We start from the raw sequence: 15,095 nt of genomic DNA on the forward strand, positions 1-15,095 counted from the left end.
CATGACCGAACCGCTTCTCTCCGTGCGTGATCTCTCCGTCGCCTTCCATCAGGGCGGCGCAACGACGCTTGCCGTCGACAAGGTGTCGTTCGACATCAAGCCGGGCGAGGTTCTGGCGCTTGTTGGCGAATCCGGTTCCGGCAAGTCGGTAACCGCCAATTCCATCCTCAAGCTTCTGTCCTATCCGGCGGCAAGCCATCCCTCCGGCGAGATCCTGTTTGATGGCCGCGATCTCCTGAAGGCATCGGAACCCGACCTGCGCCGCGTGCGCGGCAACGACATCACGATGATCTTTCAAGAGCCGATGACCTCGCTCAATCCGCTCCACACGATCGAGAAGCAGATCGGCGAGATCCTCGATCTGCATCAGGGCGTCTCCGGCCAGACGGCGCGGGGTCGCACGCTGGAACTGTTGAACCAGGTCGGCATCCGCGAGCCGGAAAAGCGCCTTCAGGCCTATCCGCATGAGCTTTCGGGCGGCCAGCGCCAGCGTGTCATGATCGCCATGGCGCTTGCCAACCGGCCGAAACTCTTGATCGCCGACGAACCGACCACGGCGCTCGACGTCACGGTACAGGCACAGATCCTCGATCTGTTGCGCGCGCTGAAGGGCGAGCATGGCATGTCGATGCTGTTCATCACCCACGATCTCGGCATCGTGCGGAAATTCGCCGATCGCGTCTGCGTCATGACCAAGGGCAAGATCGTCGAGGCAGGCAGCGTCGAGGACGTCTTTACCAAGCCGCAGCATCCTTATACCCAGCACCTCCTGGCGTCCGAACCGCGCGGCGAACCGCCGGTCGTCGATCCCAAGAGCCCTGTCGTGATGGAAGGCAAGGACATCCGTGTCTGGTTCCCGGTCAAGGCCGGTTTCATGCGCAAGGTGGTCGATCACGTCAAGGCGGTCGATGGTGTCGACCTGACGCTGCGCGCCGGCGAAACGCTGGGCGTCGTCGGCGAATCCGGGTCCGGCAAGACGACGCTGGGCCTGGCACTCGCAAGGCTGATTTCGTCTGAAGGCCGCATCGTCTTCATCGGCAACGATATCGGAAAATACAGCTTCAAACAGATGCGACCGTTCCGCGACCGGTTGCAGGTCGTGTTTCAGGATCCGTTCGGTTCACTCAGCCCGCGCATGCCGGTCGGCGACATCATCGCCGAGGGTCTCAAGGTCCACGAGAGCCAGCTTTCGGCCGACGAGCGGGATGCTCGCGTCGTCTGGGCGCTCGGTGAAGTCGGGCTCGATCCGGCCACGCGCTGGCGTTACCCGCATGAATTCTCCGGCGGCCAGCGGCAGCGTATCGCGATTGCCCGCGCCATGGTGCTGAAGCCGCGCTTCGTCATGCTGGACGAACCGACGTCCGCGCTCGACATGACCGTGCAGGCGCAGGTCGTCGATCTCCTGCGCGACCTGCAGAAGAAGCATAACCTCGCCTACCTCTTCATCAGCCATGACCTGAAGGTGGTAAAGGCGCTCGCCAACCACGTCATCGTCATGCGGCTCGGCAAGGTGGTCGAAGAGGGCCCGGCCGATCAGATCTTCCGGGCACCCCGCGAGGATTATACCCGCGCCCTGATGGCCGCCGCCTTCAACCTGGAAGCCGTCGAAGCCGGCGCCATCAATCAGTAATCTCAAAATCCGGGAACAGGACATGTCCGAAAAAGGCGCGGTCGTCATCGATCTCAAATTCGAGCAGCGTGAAATGCACGCGGCCCTTGAGGGAGCGTTTCCCGGGCGAACCATCCTGCATGCCGCAGACAAGTCGGCGGATCTGTCCCAGGCGCGCTATGCGGTCATGTGGAAGCCGGATGTCGATCTCTTCCAGCGCGCGCCGAACCTCGACGTGCTCTTTTCCGGCGGCGCCGGCGTCGATTCAATCCTGGCCACACCCGGACTGCCGGATCGCCCGATCGTCCGCTTCGTCGACCAGAGCCTGACGACACGCATGAGCGAATGGGTCGTGCTGCAGGCGCTGAGTCATCTGCGACAGATGCCGACCTACCTTGCCCAGCAGCGTCGCAGCGAGTGGCGCGAGCTCGCCCAGCCGGAGGCGAAGGACCTGACGGTCGGCGTCATGGGTCTCGGCAAGCTCGGTCTCGATTCCGTCGCCAAGCTGAAGATAATGGGCTTCAACGTCGTCGGCTGGTCACGCAGCCTCAAAGTGATCGAAGGCGTCGAGACGTTCGATGCCGATGGGCTGAATGCATTTCTCGGCCGCACCGATATCCTTGTCGGCCTCCTGCCGCTGACGCCGGAGACCCGCGGCCTGTTCGATTCCTCGCTGTTTGCAAAACTTCGCCAGGGCGGCGCTCTTGGCAAACCGGTCTTCATCAACGCCGGCCGCGGCGGCAGCCAGGTCGAGGCCGATCTCGTGTCGGCGCTCGAGACTGGCATGCTGGGTGGAGCGTCACTGGATGTCTTCGAACAGGAGCCATTGTCGAAGGAGAGCCCTTTCTGGTCCATGGACAACGTCATCGTGACGCCGCATGCAGCCTCCGCATCGGATATCCGCGCACTGTTTCGCAATGCCGAGGTGCAGATGCAGCGGTTCGAAGCCGGTGAGGCACTGCAGCACGTCGTGGACCGCACAGCCGGCTATTAGGCCATGTTCCCGATCCCGAAGGGCCGAAACGGAACCATTCGCACCAACCCGCGGTTTAGCTGGCATGGACCGGCGTGACGACGATGATGCCGGCAATGGAGGAGTGATCATGAACACCCGTTTCGATGCCGACAAACCCACACCGAACGTCTCGCGCGGCACAAGTTCCAACCCGAACGGCGCACCGGTTCAGGAAACTGCGACCGAAGCGCGGCAGGGTTCCTACGGCAAGCCGATGCTGATCGTGCTGGTTTGCGGTCTCGTTCTTGCGGTCGTCGCCTGGAGCGGCGCCGAGTGGTGGGGCGAGTCGACAGATGCTCCGACGGAGCAAACCGCCACGCCGCCGGCTGGTAGCACGACACCTGGCAACTCCACCGGCGCAGCACCCAGCAACGCACCGGTCACCCAGCCGCAGGCCCCGACAACCAATGATCGTCCCTCCGGAAATCCATGATTGGCCCGTCTCGTTCGGCCGCGATCTCGCGGCCGAATTGCGTTCTGGACTTGCCAAGTCATTTGCCGATAAGACTTTGCCCGGGATTGGCGCAGGGTTTCGAAATCTCGCGAGACGCCGATGTGGTGGAGCCGGCCGTCTGGCCGGGCAGGGGCAGGCATGACGAAGACTGATATTGCGACCAGGGTTTATAACCACACCTGGAAGCTGGACCCGATCATACGCAGTCTGATCGACACCGATTTCTACAAGCTGCTGATGTTGCAGATGATCTGGAAACTTTATCCGGACGTCAACGCGACTTTTTCGGTCATCAACCGGACGACGAGCGTCAGACTCGCCGAGGAAATCGACGAGGCTGCCTTGCGCGAGCAGCTCGACCATGCCCGCACTGTCGGTCTTTCCAAGAAGGAAATGATCTGGCTCACCGGTAACACCTTCTACGGCAAGAAGCAGATTTTCGAGCCGGAATTCCTGACCTGGCTGTCGACCTTTAAACTCCCGGAATACGAACTTTCCAAGCATAACGGCCAGTACGAGCTGACCTTCCACGGCAAGTGGATGGAGACGACGATGTGGGAAATCCCGGCATTGGCGATCATCAACGAGATGCGATCCCGCTCGGCCATGCGGACGCTCGGCTATTTTACGCTCGATGTGCTCTATGCGCGCGCCAAGGCGAAGATGTGGGAAAAGGTCGAGCGTCTGCGCACGCTTCCCGGTCTTCGTATCTCCGATTTTGGCACGCGGCGCCGCCACAGCTTCATGTGGCAGCGCTGGTGTGTCGAAGCCCTGAAGGAAGGGATCGGCGGCGCCTTTACCGGGACGAGCAACGTGCTCCTGGCAATGGATTCCGATCTCGAAGCCGTCGGCACCAACGCGCACGAACTTCCCATGGTGGCCGCAGCCTTGGCGGAGACAGATGAGGACCTGCGCCAGGCACCCTATCAGGTGCTAAAAGACTGGAACCGGCTTTATCACGGCAACCTCTTGATCGTGCTTCCCGATGCGTTCGGCACGGCCGCCTTCCTGCGCGACGCTCCGGACTGGGTTGCCGACTGGACCGGCTTCCGGCCGGACAGCGCACCGCCCATTGAAGGCGGCGAAAAGATCATCGCCTGGTGGAACAAGATGGGGCGTGATCCGCGAGAGAAGCTTCTGATCTTTTCGGACGGTCTGGATGTCGAAGCAATCGTCGATACCTACCGCCATTTCGAGGGACGGGCACGCATGAGCTTCGGCTGGGGGACAAACCTGACCAATGATTTTGCCGATTGTGCGCCACAGGAAATCGCCGGTCTCAAGCCGATCTCGGTCGTCTGCAAGGTGACCGAAGCGAATGGCCGCCCCGCCGTCAAGCTTTCCGACAATCCCCGCAAGGCAACCGGCGAACCGTCGGAAGTCGAGCGGTATCTCAAATTCTTCGGTCAGGAAGACCGCGTCGACCAAAAGGTCGTCGTCTAGTCATTTCCGCAATCAAAAAGGCCCGGCGAGGAAGCTCGCCGGGCCTTGTCTGTTTGGTGATGTCAGATCGAACTTACTGCTCGATCACCTGAACCACGGTGTTGGTTTCCGGATCAACGATGACGCGCTGGTTGTTGACGACCGTGTACGCGTATTTCGGATTGCTCGGCACAGGTGTCACGACGACGGTCTGCGGGATCCGCTTGCCGACGGCGATCGGCTGCTCGACCCTGTAGGCGGTGGTAGGCAGCGGCTGTTCCTGGACGTAGGTCACGACTTCGCGCGGTGGCGGGTCGATTGCTGTCCCGGCAACGGCGCCGATAACGCCACCAACTGCAGCGCCAACCGGGCCGCCAACGATCGCGCCGGTGACCGCGCCGCCTGCGGCGCCTGTAACAGTACCCTGCTGTGCAAAGGCTTGGCCGGTAAAGGCTGTCGCGAGGATGATGCAGGAAGCAAATGTCAGCTTCTTCATGGTGGTTCTCCTTTTTCTATACGCTCGGGCCTAACAACGGTAGAACTTGCAAACTCGTTCCGGAGCGGTTGTCACCTTTCGTAACCGGATGTAACGTTGTGCGGCGCTCTTGGCATCGGCGGATGTGGAGCAGGGCTTGCCTCTGCCGCGCTTCCGCCTATGTTTTCCTTCAACGCGCAGAGGAATTTGATGTGGAATACCGATTTCTGATTGTCGAAGACAGCTTGCTTGTCGCCATGGACATCGAGGATGCCGTCCATCGCAGCGGGCACGATGTCGTGGGCATTGCACCCGACATGACCGTTGCCTTGAACTACACCCGCGAGACCGACATCGCTTTCGTGGATGTCAGGCTGGCGGATGGGGAGACGGGTCCTGAAATCGCCAAGACGCTTGCCGAATTCGGCATCATCGTCATTATGATCACGGGCAATCCGGGTCTTGTCGCATCCGGAGTTTCAGGCGTTGTGGGCGTTATGGCGAAGCCCCTGACCGATCAGGCCTCCATGGATCTCATCCAGTTTGCGGTGGATCGCAAGAATGGCCGTCAGGGAACGCCGCCGGCAAGGCTGCGGCTGTTCCACTAATTGGTCTGTCCATAGCCGCATCAAGCGGTTATGACGTTACGCAAAGCAATTGCGGGACGATCGATGCGGTATTTCATCACTGGCACGGCGGGATTTATTGGCTTTCATCTGGCGCGGCGTCTGCTCCAGGATGGTCACGAGGTTCTCGGCTTCGATGGAATGACGCCCTATTACAGCCTCAAGCTCAAGGAAGCGCGCGTCGCCGGCCTCGTGCAGTTTCCCTCCTTCCGCCCCGTCGAGGCGATGCTGGAAGACCGGGAAACGCTGCAGGCGGCAACCCGCGAATTCAAACCTGACGTGATCGTCCATCTCGCCGCCCAGGCGGGCGTCCGCTATAGTCTCGAAAACCCCAAGGCCTATCTCGATAGCAATCTGATCGGCTCGTGGAACGTGCTCGAAGCGGCCCGCGAAGCCAATGTCGGCCACCTTCTGCTGGCTTCGACCTCCTCGGTCTACGGTGCTAATCCGGATATTCCGTTCCGCGAAACCGACAAGGCCGACGAGCCACTCACCTTCTATGCGGCCAGCAAGAAGGCAATGGAGGCGATGGCCCATAGCTACGCCCATCTCTACAAGATCCCGACCACGGCCTTCCGCTTCTTCACCGTCTACGGCCCCTGGGGCCGGCCGGACATGGCGCTGTTCAAATTCGTCAAGGCAATGATCGAGGATCAGGAGATCGAGATCTACGGCGAAGGCAAGATGAGCCGCGATTTCACCTATATCGACGACCTCGTCGATTCGATCGTGGATCTCGCGTCGATCATCCCATCTGAGGAAAACCGCGTCGCCGGTATCGACACGCTGTCGCATCAGGGTCCGTTCCGCATCGTCAATATCGGCGGTGGTCAGCCTGCCGGTCTGATGGATTTCGTCGAAACGATCGAGAAGATCATGGGCAAACCGGCGAAACGGAAAATGCTGCCGATGCAGCAGGGCGACGTCCCCCGCACCTTCGCAAGCCCCGACCTGCTGCTCGCACTGACCGGCCGCAAACCCGAGATCGGCCTTAACGAAGGCGTTCGCGCTTTCGTCGAATGGTATCTGGAACACCGCAGCCAGATCGACTAGCGCTCGGGATGTTCAACGGGGAAGTCTGAAGATTGGGTTGGGAAGTGATGGCGGACAGAGCGGGATTCGAACCCGCGATACGCTCTCACGTATACACACTTTCCAGGCGTGCGCCTTCAACCACTCGGCCACCTGTCCTTAAAACCGACGCAAGCCTTGGGCGAAGCAGCGGTCGGCGCGATATATACCAATGAATTTCCAAGGATCAACCGGAATCTGGACGATTTGCGCCAGTTGCACAAATCTTATGTCATGCGTTGTCACGGATCAGGCTTGCCACTATTTTGCTTCCTGCAGCGATTGAGTGCCATCAGGGGAGCCTGCGATGAGGACAGTAAGGTTTCTGATGCGGGCTTTGAGCCTCGCGGCGCTCATCGCAGCCGTCGTCGCCGGCACGATGGACTCGGTCAATTCGGTTTCCTCCTCCTCGGTCGTCATGACGAGCCTCGGCAATGCCTGGCTGAATTTCGATCCCGAAGGCCTGACGATGGCGGAGATTTCCGCCAATTCCTATGTCGGCTCGGATATCTGGCGTCCCTACGTGGCCCCGGTTCTGGCGCAGCCGGCCTTTGCGATCTTTCTCGGGCTGGCACTGTTTTTCTGGATGGTCGGATACAGGAAACCCGCGCCGTTCGGGCGTTTTTCTGCTAGATAGGGCAAGAGGCAGGCGAGGCGCGCCTCACTCGGGAGGTTGAAATGTTCTTGATCGATATGTTCAGCAAGAAAACTGTCATGCCATCGGTTGAAAAGGCCCTGCCCGGCAGAGAGACACCGGTCGCAACGTCGGACCATCATTTCGTCAACGGCCGCGCGCTGAAGGAACCCTATCCGGAAGGTCTGGATGTGGCGTATTTCGGCATGGGTTGCTTCTGGGGCGCCGAGCGGCTGTTCTGGCAAGTCCCGGGCGTTCATGTCACCTCAGTCGGCTTTGCTGGCGGCTTGACCCCGAACCCGACCTATCACGAGACAACAACAGGGCTGACCGGGCACGCGGAAATCGTGAAAGTCGTGTTCGATCCGGAGATTGTCTCCTACCGTCAGCTTCTGAAGCTGTTTTTCGAGGAGCACGATCCGACGCAAGGGATGCGGCAGGGCAATGATATCGGCACGACCTATCGGTCCGCGCTCTATACCACGTCGGAAGAGCAGGTGGCTGCGGCCGGCAAGGCGCTTGCCGCGTTTCAGGCTGCATTGACTGCTGCGGGGCGTGACGTCTCGATCACGACCGAGATCGCGCCGATTGGCAATTACTACTACGCCGAGGAGTGCCATCAGCAGTATCTGGCGAAGAACCCCGGCGGCTATTGCGGCTTGCGCGGAACAGGTGTGAGCTGTCCCGTCGCCTAGCCGGGCTGGCTGCCTAAAATCATCCCAGGCCGCTATGGATTTGAGCGACGTCGGCGCGAATTTGGTGAAGCCTTGAGCAGGGTTGCGACCTGCCTGTGGTTTTTTACCAAACGAAAAAAATCTCGTGAAATTTTCCAACACCCATGCAAGAGTATTCGACAGCCAAGCCTTCGAAGAGGGGGGCAGGTGACCGTGAGCGATACCTCTGTGAGGCGCTGCGGGAGGACCTAACTTAAAAAAACAGGGCTGAATGATGAAAAAAACACTTTTGAGCCTCGTCGCCGTGGCCGCGCTGTCGTCGACAGCGATCGCCGCTGAAGTCAAGCCGGCGCTCGTCTATGGCACCGGCGGCAAGTTCGACAAATCGTTCAACGAAGCAGCCTATGCCGGCGCCGAGCAGTTCAAAAAGGAAACCGGCACCGACTATCGCGACTTCGAGCCGAAGGACGATACGCAGGGCGAGCAGGCTATCCGCAACTTCGCAAGCCGCGGATATAACCCGGTCGTCGCCGTTTCCTTTGCCTGGACTTCGGCGATGGAGAAGGTTGCCGCGGAATTCCCGGACACCAAGTTCGTCATCGTCGATTCCGTCGTTGACCTGAAGAACGTGCGTTCCGTTCTCTACAAGGAAGAGGAAGGCTCGTATCTCGTCGGCGTTCTCGCAGGCCTCGCCTCGAAGACCGGCAAGGTCGGCTTCATCGGCGGCATGGATATTCCGCTGATCCGCAAGTTCGGTTGCGGCTATGCCCAGGGCGTCAAGGCAGCAAAGCCTGATGCGCAGGTGTTCCAGAACATGACCGGCACGACCGGCGCGGCCTGGAACGACCCGGTTCGCGGTGGCGAGCTCACCAAGAACCAGATCGATCAGGGTGCCGACGTCGTTTACGCGGCAGCAGGTGCGACCGGTCTTGGCGTGCTTCAGACGGCGGCCGACAACAAGAAGTTCTCGATCGGCGTCGACAGCAACCAGAACCACCTTCATCCGGGTTCGGTCCTGACCTCGATGGTCAAGCGCGTCGATCTGGCTGTCTACAATGCCTACAAGGATCTGAAGGACGACAAGTTCACGGCCGGCATCCAGTCGCTCGGCGTCAAGGAAGACGGCGTTTCGGCTGCGATCGACGACAGCAACAAGTCGCTGATCACCCCTGAAATGCAGGCAGCCGTCGATAAGGCTAAGGCTGACATCATTGCCGGCACCGTCAAGGTTCACGACTACATGTCGGACAACGCCTGCCCGATGTAAGCAGGTAACCATCAAAGGGCGTATGGCGATCGATGTCGTCATGCGCCCTTTTTGTATATCCAGTGGAAGGGCGGATCATTGAGCTTCGAACCTGCGAAAGAGCCGGCGATCGAACTTGTCGGGATCGACAAGAAGTTTGGCGCGGTGCACGCGAACAAGAATATCAACCTCACGGTTGCCAAAGGCTCGATCCATGGCATTATCGGCGAAAACGGCGCCGGTAAGTCGACGCTGATGTCGATCCTCTACGGATTCTATCAGGCCGATGAGGGCGAGATTCGCATCTCCGGCAAGCCCGTGACGATCCGCGACAGCCAGGCTGCGATCTCCTCGGGCATCGGCATGGTGCACCAGCACTTCATGCTGGTCGAGAATTTCACGGTTCTGGAAAACGTCATGCTGGGTGCCGAAGGCGGCCAGTTGCTGCGCCGGGGCGTGGCCAGCGCCCGCAAGGAGCTGAAGCGTCTGGAGGCCGATTACGGCCTCGACGTCGATCCCGATGCGGTCATCGAGGAATTGCCGGTCGGTCGCCAGCAGCGTGTCGAGATCCTGAAGGCCCTCTATCGCGGCGCCGAAATCCTCATTCTCGACGAGCCGACCGGCGTGTTGACACCGCCCGAGGCGGACCACCTGTTCAAGGTCCTGCGCGTGCTGCGCGACCAGGGCAAGACGATCATTCTCATCACCCACAAGCTGCGCGAGATCATGGCGATCACCGATACGGTCTCCGTCATGCGCCGCGGTGAAATCGTGGCCACCCGCAAGACTGCCGACACGACCGTCGAGGAACTTGCCGAACTGATGGTCGGTCGCCGTGTTTTGCTGCGTGTCGAAAAGGGCGAGGCCGATCCGGGCAAGGTTCTGCTGTCGGTCAAGAACCTCACCGTCAAGGATAGCCGCGGCGTGACGATGGTCGACGACGTGTCGTTCGAAGTCCGCGCCGGCGAGATCGTCGGCATTGCCGGTGTCGCTGGAAACGGCCAGTCGGAACTGCTGGAGGCCATCGCCGGCATCCGCAAGCCGTCCTCCGGCGAGATCATCGTCAACGGCCAGTCGATTGCCGGTTCAGATCCCGCCATGTTGCGCGCGCTCGGCCTCGCGCACATTCCGGAAGACCGCCATCATATGGGCCTCGTCCTCAAATTCGAGGAATATGAGAACTCCATCTTGGGCTATCATCGCGATCGCCGCTATGGCGGTGCGATGCTGGATCTCGACGCGATCCGCAAGCAGGCCGAGGAACAGATCGTCAAATACGACATCCGCCCCCCGAATGCGCGGTTGAAGACCGCCAATTTCTCCGGTGGCAACCAGCAGAAGATCGTCGTCGCCCGCGAGATCGAGCGCGATCCGGATGTGCTGATCATTGGCCAGCCCACCCGCGGCGTCGATATCGGCGCGATCGAGTTCATCCACAAGCGCATCATCGATACGCGCGATGCCGGCAAGGCCGTGCTTCTGGTCTCCGTCGAACTCGACGAGATCCGCTCCCTGTCGGACCGCATCCTTGTCATGTTTGCCGGCAAGGTCGTCGGCGAAAAGTCGGGCGAGGCAGGTGAGCAGACGCTGGGCCTGATGATGGCCGGGATCGCAGCATGATCCGGCCGGGAATGATATTTTTGGAGTTTACGATGCCTGGGCTTCTCCCTGCAAACGACTGGAAGGGAGAGGGCGCATGAGCACCGCATCCGTTCCCCTGCCTGGCTGGATCAATTACGGCGTCATCCCGCTGATCAACCTCGCGCTCGCCTTCTTCTTTTCCGGCATCGTGGTGTGGGCGATCGGCGAAAACCCGTTCGAAGCGCTGCAGCTGCTTCTGGTCGGTGCGCTTGGCCGCGGCGAAGGCATCGGCTTCACCCTGTTTTACACCACGAGCTTCATCTTCACCGGCCTGTCGGTCGCAGTCGCCATCCATTCGGGCCTGTTCAACATCGGCTCGGAAGGCCAGGCCTATCTCGGTGGTCTCGGTGCTGCGCTGGTGGCGCTCTCGCTCGATGCCTATGTTCCCTGGTACGTGACGATGCCGTTTGCGGTGATCGGGGCAGCACTCTTCGGTGCCGCCTGCGCCGCCATCCCTGCCTGGCTTCAGGCAAAGCGCGGCAGCCACATCGTCATCACCACCATCATGTTCAATTTCATCGTGTCGTCGCTGATGAACTACGTGCTGGTGCACATGCTGATCGTGCCCGGCAAGATGGCGCCGGAAAGCCGCACCTTTCTGCCGGGCGGCCAGTTGCCGAAGCTCGATTGGCTGATCGCGATGTTCGGCGGCAAGCTCGGTGCGGCTCCGCTTAACTTCTCGTTCCTCATCGCACTCATCATGTGCTTCCTGGTCTGGGTCCTGATCTGGCGCACCAAGCTCGGCTATGAAATGCGCACGCTCGGCATCAGCCCATCCGCCGCAAGCTATGCCGGTATCGGGTATTCGAAGATCGTCATGATCACGATGCTGATCTCCGGAGGCCTTGCCGGCATGATGGCGCTCAATCCGGTCATGGGCGCATCCGCCCGTCTGCAGATCGAATTCGTCGGTGGCGCCGGCTTCGTCGGAATTGCGGTGTCGCTGATGGGACGCAACCACCCGGCCGGCATCGTCCTTTCGGCGCTGCTGTTCGGCATCCTCTATCAGGGCGGTGCCGAGCTTTCGTTCGACATGCCGGCGATCACGCGCGACATGATCGTCGTCATCCAGGGCATGGTCATCCTGTTTGCCGGAGCGCTCGAATATATGCTTCGACCGGCAATCGTGCGTGCCTACCAGCAGTTTGCCCGATCACCGGCAGGGGGGAGATAGGCGCATGGATTATTTCGAAGTTTTCATAAGCATTCTCGGTTCTGCGATCCGCCTGTCGATCCCGCTGCTGTTTACCGCACTCGCTGGCCTGTTTTCCGAGCGCGCCGGTATTTTCGACATCGGGCTTGAAGGCAAGATGCTGGTATCGGCATTCGCCTCGGCCTGCGTCGCCTATTACACCGGCAATGCCTGGGCAGGACTTGGTGCTGGCATCGTCACCGCCATCCTGTTCTCCATGCTGCACGGCTTTGCCTCGATCACCAACCGCGGCAACCAGATCGTCTCCGGCGTCGCGCTGAACTTCATCGCGGCGGGCCTCACCATCGTGCTTGGCCAGGCCTGGTTCAGCCAGGGCGGACGCACGGGACAGGTTCCCGCATCCGGCCGCTTCTCCAGCATCACGCTTCCCGGCGCAGACATGATGCGTGAGGTGCCGATCATCGGTCCGCTCTATGCGAACGTGATCTCGGGCCACAATATCCTCACCTACATCGCCTTCCTGATGGTGCCGCTGTCCTGGTGGATCCTGTACCGCACGCGCTTCGGCCTTCGTCTTCGCGCGGTCGGCGAAAATCCCGGTGCGGTCGATACGGCCGGCATCTCGGTCAGCTGGCTGCGCTACAGAGCGTTGATCGTCACGGGCTTCCTCGCAGGCTTTGCCGGCACTTATCTGGCGATCGCGCAGTCGGCAGCCTTCATCAACAACATGTCGGCCGGCAAGGGTTACATCGCGCTTGCGGCGCTCATCTTCGCCAAGTGGAAACCGGTGCCGGTCATGTTCGCCTGCCTGCTGTTCGGCTTCCTCGATGCCTTCGCGAATTTCATGCAGGGCAAGTCGCTTCCGCTGATCGGCGAAGTGCCGGTGCAGATTTTCCAGGCGCTGCCCTATATCCTTACCTGCGTGCTACTCGCCGGCTTTATCGGCATTGCCCGCCCGCCCAAGGCCGGCGGTGTCCCCTATACCAAGGAGCGCTAATCGCGATGTCCGAATTTTCGCCACACGACCTGTTCGAAGCTGCCCGCGATGCCATGTCGAAAGCGCATGCGCCCTATTCGAAATTCCCGGTCGGTGCCGCCATCCTTGCCGATGACGGCAAGGTCTATCTCGGCGCCAATATCGAGAACCTGTCCTTCCCTCAAGGCTGGTGCGCCGAACCGACAGCAATCGGCGCCATGATCATGGGCGGCGGCAAGAAGGTGAAGTCGCTTGCGGTGATTGCCGAAAAGCTTCCGCTCTGCACGCCCTGCGGCGGCTGCCGCCAGAAGATCTCCGAATTCGCCTCGGCCGATACGCTCATCTATCTCTGCGACGAGGCCGGCGTGCAGAAGACCGTGACCATGGCAGAACTTCTGCCCTACGCCTTTGAGACGGATAAGATCGGATGAGAGACGTCATCGATCTGCTCGTCGACCGGCTGGACGGCCTCATTCCGCGCCACGCGGTCGTGCTGGGGTCGGGCCTTGGAACGCTGGTGGAAGAAGTGCGCGATCAGGTCCGCATCCCCTATACGATGCTGGAGGGCTTTCCCGTCAGCGGCGTCACGGGTCATGCCGGCGAACTGGTTGCCGGTTACCTCGGCGAAGAGCCTGTGATCATGCTGTCCGGCCGGGCGCATTACTACGAGCATGGCGATGCCAAGGCGATGCGCTTCCCGATCGAGGTGATGCGCGGTCTCGGTGTCCAGACCATGATCCTCACGAATTCCGCAGGCTCGCTCCGGGAAGACATGCCGCCGGGTTCGGTCATGCAGATCTCGGATCACATCAACTATTCCGGCATGAACCCGCTGATCGGCGAACGCGGCGACCAGCGCTTCGTCGGCATGACCTCGGCCTATGATGCGGGCCTGACGCTCGATATGCGCAATGCCGCAATACGAGCCGGCATTCCGCTGTTTTCCGGCGTCTACATGTGGTTCTCAGGCCCAAGCTTCGAAACGCCCGCGGAAATTCGCATGGCGCGAACGCTCGGCGCCGATGCCGTCGGCATGTCCACTGTGCCGGAAGTCATCCTCGCCCGCTATTTCGGTATGAAGGTCGCAGCCGCGTCCGTGATCACGAATTTCGGTGCGGGCATGACGGGCGCCGAACTCAGCCACGATGAAACCAAGGATATGGCCCCGGTCGGCGGCCAGCGGCTGGCTGCCGTCCTCAAGGAAATGCTGGCCTGATTCCCGTTTCAATTCAGCTGGATAGCTGTCCGTCGGTGGCCGTACTCGTCCCGACGGCTTGCATATAATCCTTTCAACGATAAATATGTCCGCTCTTTAAGGGAGGCAGATCATGGAACTGCATAGTCCACGCGAAGTAGCATCCTTTGCGCTCTCGCTTCTTGACCTTACGAACCTGCGCGACGACTGCGACGATGCCGCGATCGAGACTTTGTGCGCGAGGGCGCAGACACCCTATGGGGCAGCGGCCGCAATTTGCATCTGGCCGCGCTTTGTCGCCTATGCGCGCGGGATCCTGGGGCACGGGCACAAGGTTCGCATTGCCACGGTGGTGAATTTTCCAGGTGGTGACCTGCCGGTCGCCGCCGTGGTCGAAGAGACCCGGAAGGCGGTGGAAGATGGCGCCGACGAGATCGATCTGGTCATTCCCTATCGCAAGCTGATGGCGGGCGATGAGCAGGCGGTGACCGACATGGTCGAGGCCGTTCGCGCAGCCTGCCCGCAGTCCTGCCTCAAGGTCATTCTCGAGACCGGGGAACTGAAGGACGCATCGCTCGTGGGACGCGGCTCGGAACTGGCAATCGCTGCCGGTGCCGATTTCATCAAGACCTCCACCGGCAAGGTTTCCGTCAACGCGACGCTGGAAGCGGCAGACAGCATGCTGCGTGCCATCCGCGCGTCCAAGAAGCGCATCGGCTTCAAGCCGGCCGGTGGCATCAGCACGGTGGCGGATGCGGATCTCTATCTCCGGCTTGCCGAATCGACCATGGGCCCGAACTGGCTCATGCCGTCGACATTCCGCTTCGGCGCGTCCAGCCTTCTCGACGATATCCTGGGCGTGTTGAGCGGCGCACCCGCATCCCGCGCTTCCACCGGCTACTAG

General features: G+C 60.8%; 16 protein-coding genes and 1 tRNA gene. 15 read left to right on the forward strand and 2 right to left on the reverse strand.

Annotated features, from left to right (window positions below):
• Position 1 precedes the first annotated feature (1 nt).
• From G6K99_RS00695 to pncB, 4 genes are all read left to right on the forward strand, one after another.
• Complete coding sequence (locus G6K99_RS00695; RefSeq protein WP_174195436.1) at positions 2 to 1,630, forward strand: ABC transporter ATP-binding protein; 1,629 nt, start codon at positions 2 to 4, stop codon at positions 1,628 to 1,630.
• A gap of 22 nt (positions 1,631 to 1,652) precedes the next feature.
• Positions 1,653 to 2,603: a glyoxylate/hydroxypyruvate reductase A gene (locus tag G6K99_RS00700; protein WP_174195437.1), complete on the forward strand. Its 951-nt coding sequence runs from the start codon at positions 1,653 to 1,655 to the stop codon at positions 2,601 to 2,603.
• Between the two features lie 109 nt (positions 2,604 to 2,712).
• Positions 2,713 to 3,057: a hypothetical protein gene (locus G6K99_RS00705; RefSeq protein ID WP_139283899.1), complete on the forward strand. Its 345-nt coding sequence runs from the start codon at positions 2,713 to 2,715 to the stop codon at positions 3,055 to 3,057.
• 159 nt (positions 3,058 to 3,216) lie between these two features.
• Complete coding sequence (gene pncB, locus G6K99_RS00710) at positions 3,217 to 4,521, forward strand: nicotinate phosphoribosyltransferase (RefSeq protein WP_113109321.1); 1,305 nt, start codon at positions 3,217 to 3,219, stop codon at positions 4,519 to 4,521.
• Positions 4,522 to 4,594: 73 nt separating this feature from the next.
• Here the strand turns inward: pncB and G6K99_RS00715 are convergent, their stop codons facing one another.
• On the reverse strand, positions 4,595 to 4,996 hold the full coding sequence (locus tag G6K99_RS00715) for a DUF1236 domain-containing protein (RefSeq protein ID WP_062454142.1): 402 nt from the start codon (positions 4,994 to 4,996) through the stop codon (positions 4,595 to 4,597).
• Between the two features lie 191 nt (positions 4,997 to 5,187).
• On the opposite strand from G6K99_RS00715, the gene G6K99_RS00720 reads away from it, so the two are divergent.
• Positions 5,188 to 5,583 (forward strand): response regulator, encoded by a 396-nt coding sequence (locus G6K99_RS00720; protein ID WP_062454141.1) that lies wholly within the window; start codon positions 5,188 to 5,190, stop codon positions 5,581 to 5,583.
• Positions 5,584 to 5,646: 63 nt separating this feature from the next.
• Complete coding sequence (locus G6K99_RS00725) at positions 5,647 to 6,654, forward strand: NAD-dependent epimerase/dehydratase family protein (protein WP_113109322.1); 1,008 nt, start codon at positions 5,647 to 5,649, stop codon at positions 6,652 to 6,654.
• Between the two features lie 48 nt (positions 6,655 to 6,702).
• On the opposite strand, the gene G6K99_RS00730 is transcribed toward G6K99_RS00725, so the two are convergent.
• Positions 6,703 to 6,792 (reverse strand) — tRNA-Ser (locus G6K99_RS00730).
• A 187-nt stretch (positions 6,793 to 6,979) separates the two neighbouring features.
• On the opposite strand from G6K99_RS00730, the gene G6K99_RS00735 reads away from it, so the two are divergent.
• From G6K99_RS00735 to deoC, 9 genes are all read left to right on the forward strand, one after another.
• A complete protein-coding gene (locus G6K99_RS00735) occupies positions 6,980 to 7,309 on the forward strand; it encodes a hypothetical protein (protein WP_062578669.1) in 330 nt (109 codons plus the stop codon).
• Positions 7,310 to 7,350: 41 nt separating this feature from the next.
• Complete coding sequence (msrA, locus tag G6K99_RS00740; RefSeq protein ID WP_174195438.1) at positions 7,351 to 8,001, forward strand: peptide-methionine (S)-S-oxide reductase MsrA; 651 nt, start codon at positions 7,351 to 7,353, stop codon at positions 7,999 to 8,001.
• A gap of 253 nt (positions 8,002 to 8,254) precedes the next feature.
• Positions 8,255 to 9,247 (forward strand): BMP family protein, encoded by a 993-nt coding sequence (locus G6K99_RS00745; RefSeq protein ID WP_062580101.1) that lies wholly within the window; start codon positions 8,255 to 8,257, stop codon positions 9,245 to 9,247.
• 78 nt (positions 9,248 to 9,325) lie between these two features.
• Positions 9,326 to 10,846 carry an ABC transporter ATP-binding protein gene (locus G6K99_RS00750; RefSeq protein WP_062454137.1) on the forward strand — a complete coding sequence of 507 codons (1,521 nt, stop codon included), beginning with the start codon at positions 9,326 to 9,328 and terminating at the stop codon, positions 10,844 to 10,846.
• Positions 10,847 to 10,922: 76 nt separating this feature from the next.
• Positions 10,923 to 12,041 (forward strand): ABC transporter permease, encoded by a 1,119-nt coding sequence (locus G6K99_RS00755; protein WP_062578673.1) that lies wholly within the window; start codon positions 10,923 to 10,925, stop codon positions 12,039 to 12,041.
• Positions 12,042 to 12,045: 4 nt separating this feature from the next.
• Positions 12,046 to 13,017 carry an ABC transporter permease gene (locus G6K99_RS00760; RefSeq protein WP_062454135.1) on the forward strand — a complete coding sequence of 324 codons (972 nt, stop codon included), beginning with the start codon at positions 12,046 to 12,048 and terminating at the stop codon, positions 13,015 to 13,017.
• A 5-nt stretch (positions 13,018 to 13,022) separates the two neighbouring features.
• A complete protein-coding gene (locus tag G6K99_RS00765) occupies positions 13,023 to 13,427 on the forward strand; it encodes a cytidine deaminase (RefSeq protein ID WP_174195439.1) in 405 nt (134 codons plus the stop codon).
• Positions 13,424 to 14,212, forward strand: a complete 789-nt coding sequence (locus G6K99_RS00770) for a purine-nucleoside phosphorylase (protein ID WP_113109324.1) — start codon at positions 13,424 to 13,426, stop codon at positions 14,210 to 14,212. Before G6K99_RS00765 ends, G6K99_RS00770 begins: the two co-directional genes overlap by 4 nt.
• Before the next feature lie 112 nt (positions 14,213 to 14,324).
• Positions 14,325 to 15,095 (forward strand): deoxyribose-phosphate aldolase, encoded by a 771-nt coding sequence (deoC, locus tag G6K99_RS00775; protein WP_174195440.1) that lies wholly within the window; start codon positions 14,325 to 14,327, stop codon positions 15,093 to 15,095.

The organism is Neorhizobium sp. AL 9.2.2 (assembly GCF_013317225.1).
Classification (GTDB): Bacteria; Pseudomonadota; Alphaproteobacteria; order Rhizobiales; family Rhizobiaceae; genus Neorhizobium; species Neorhizobium soli.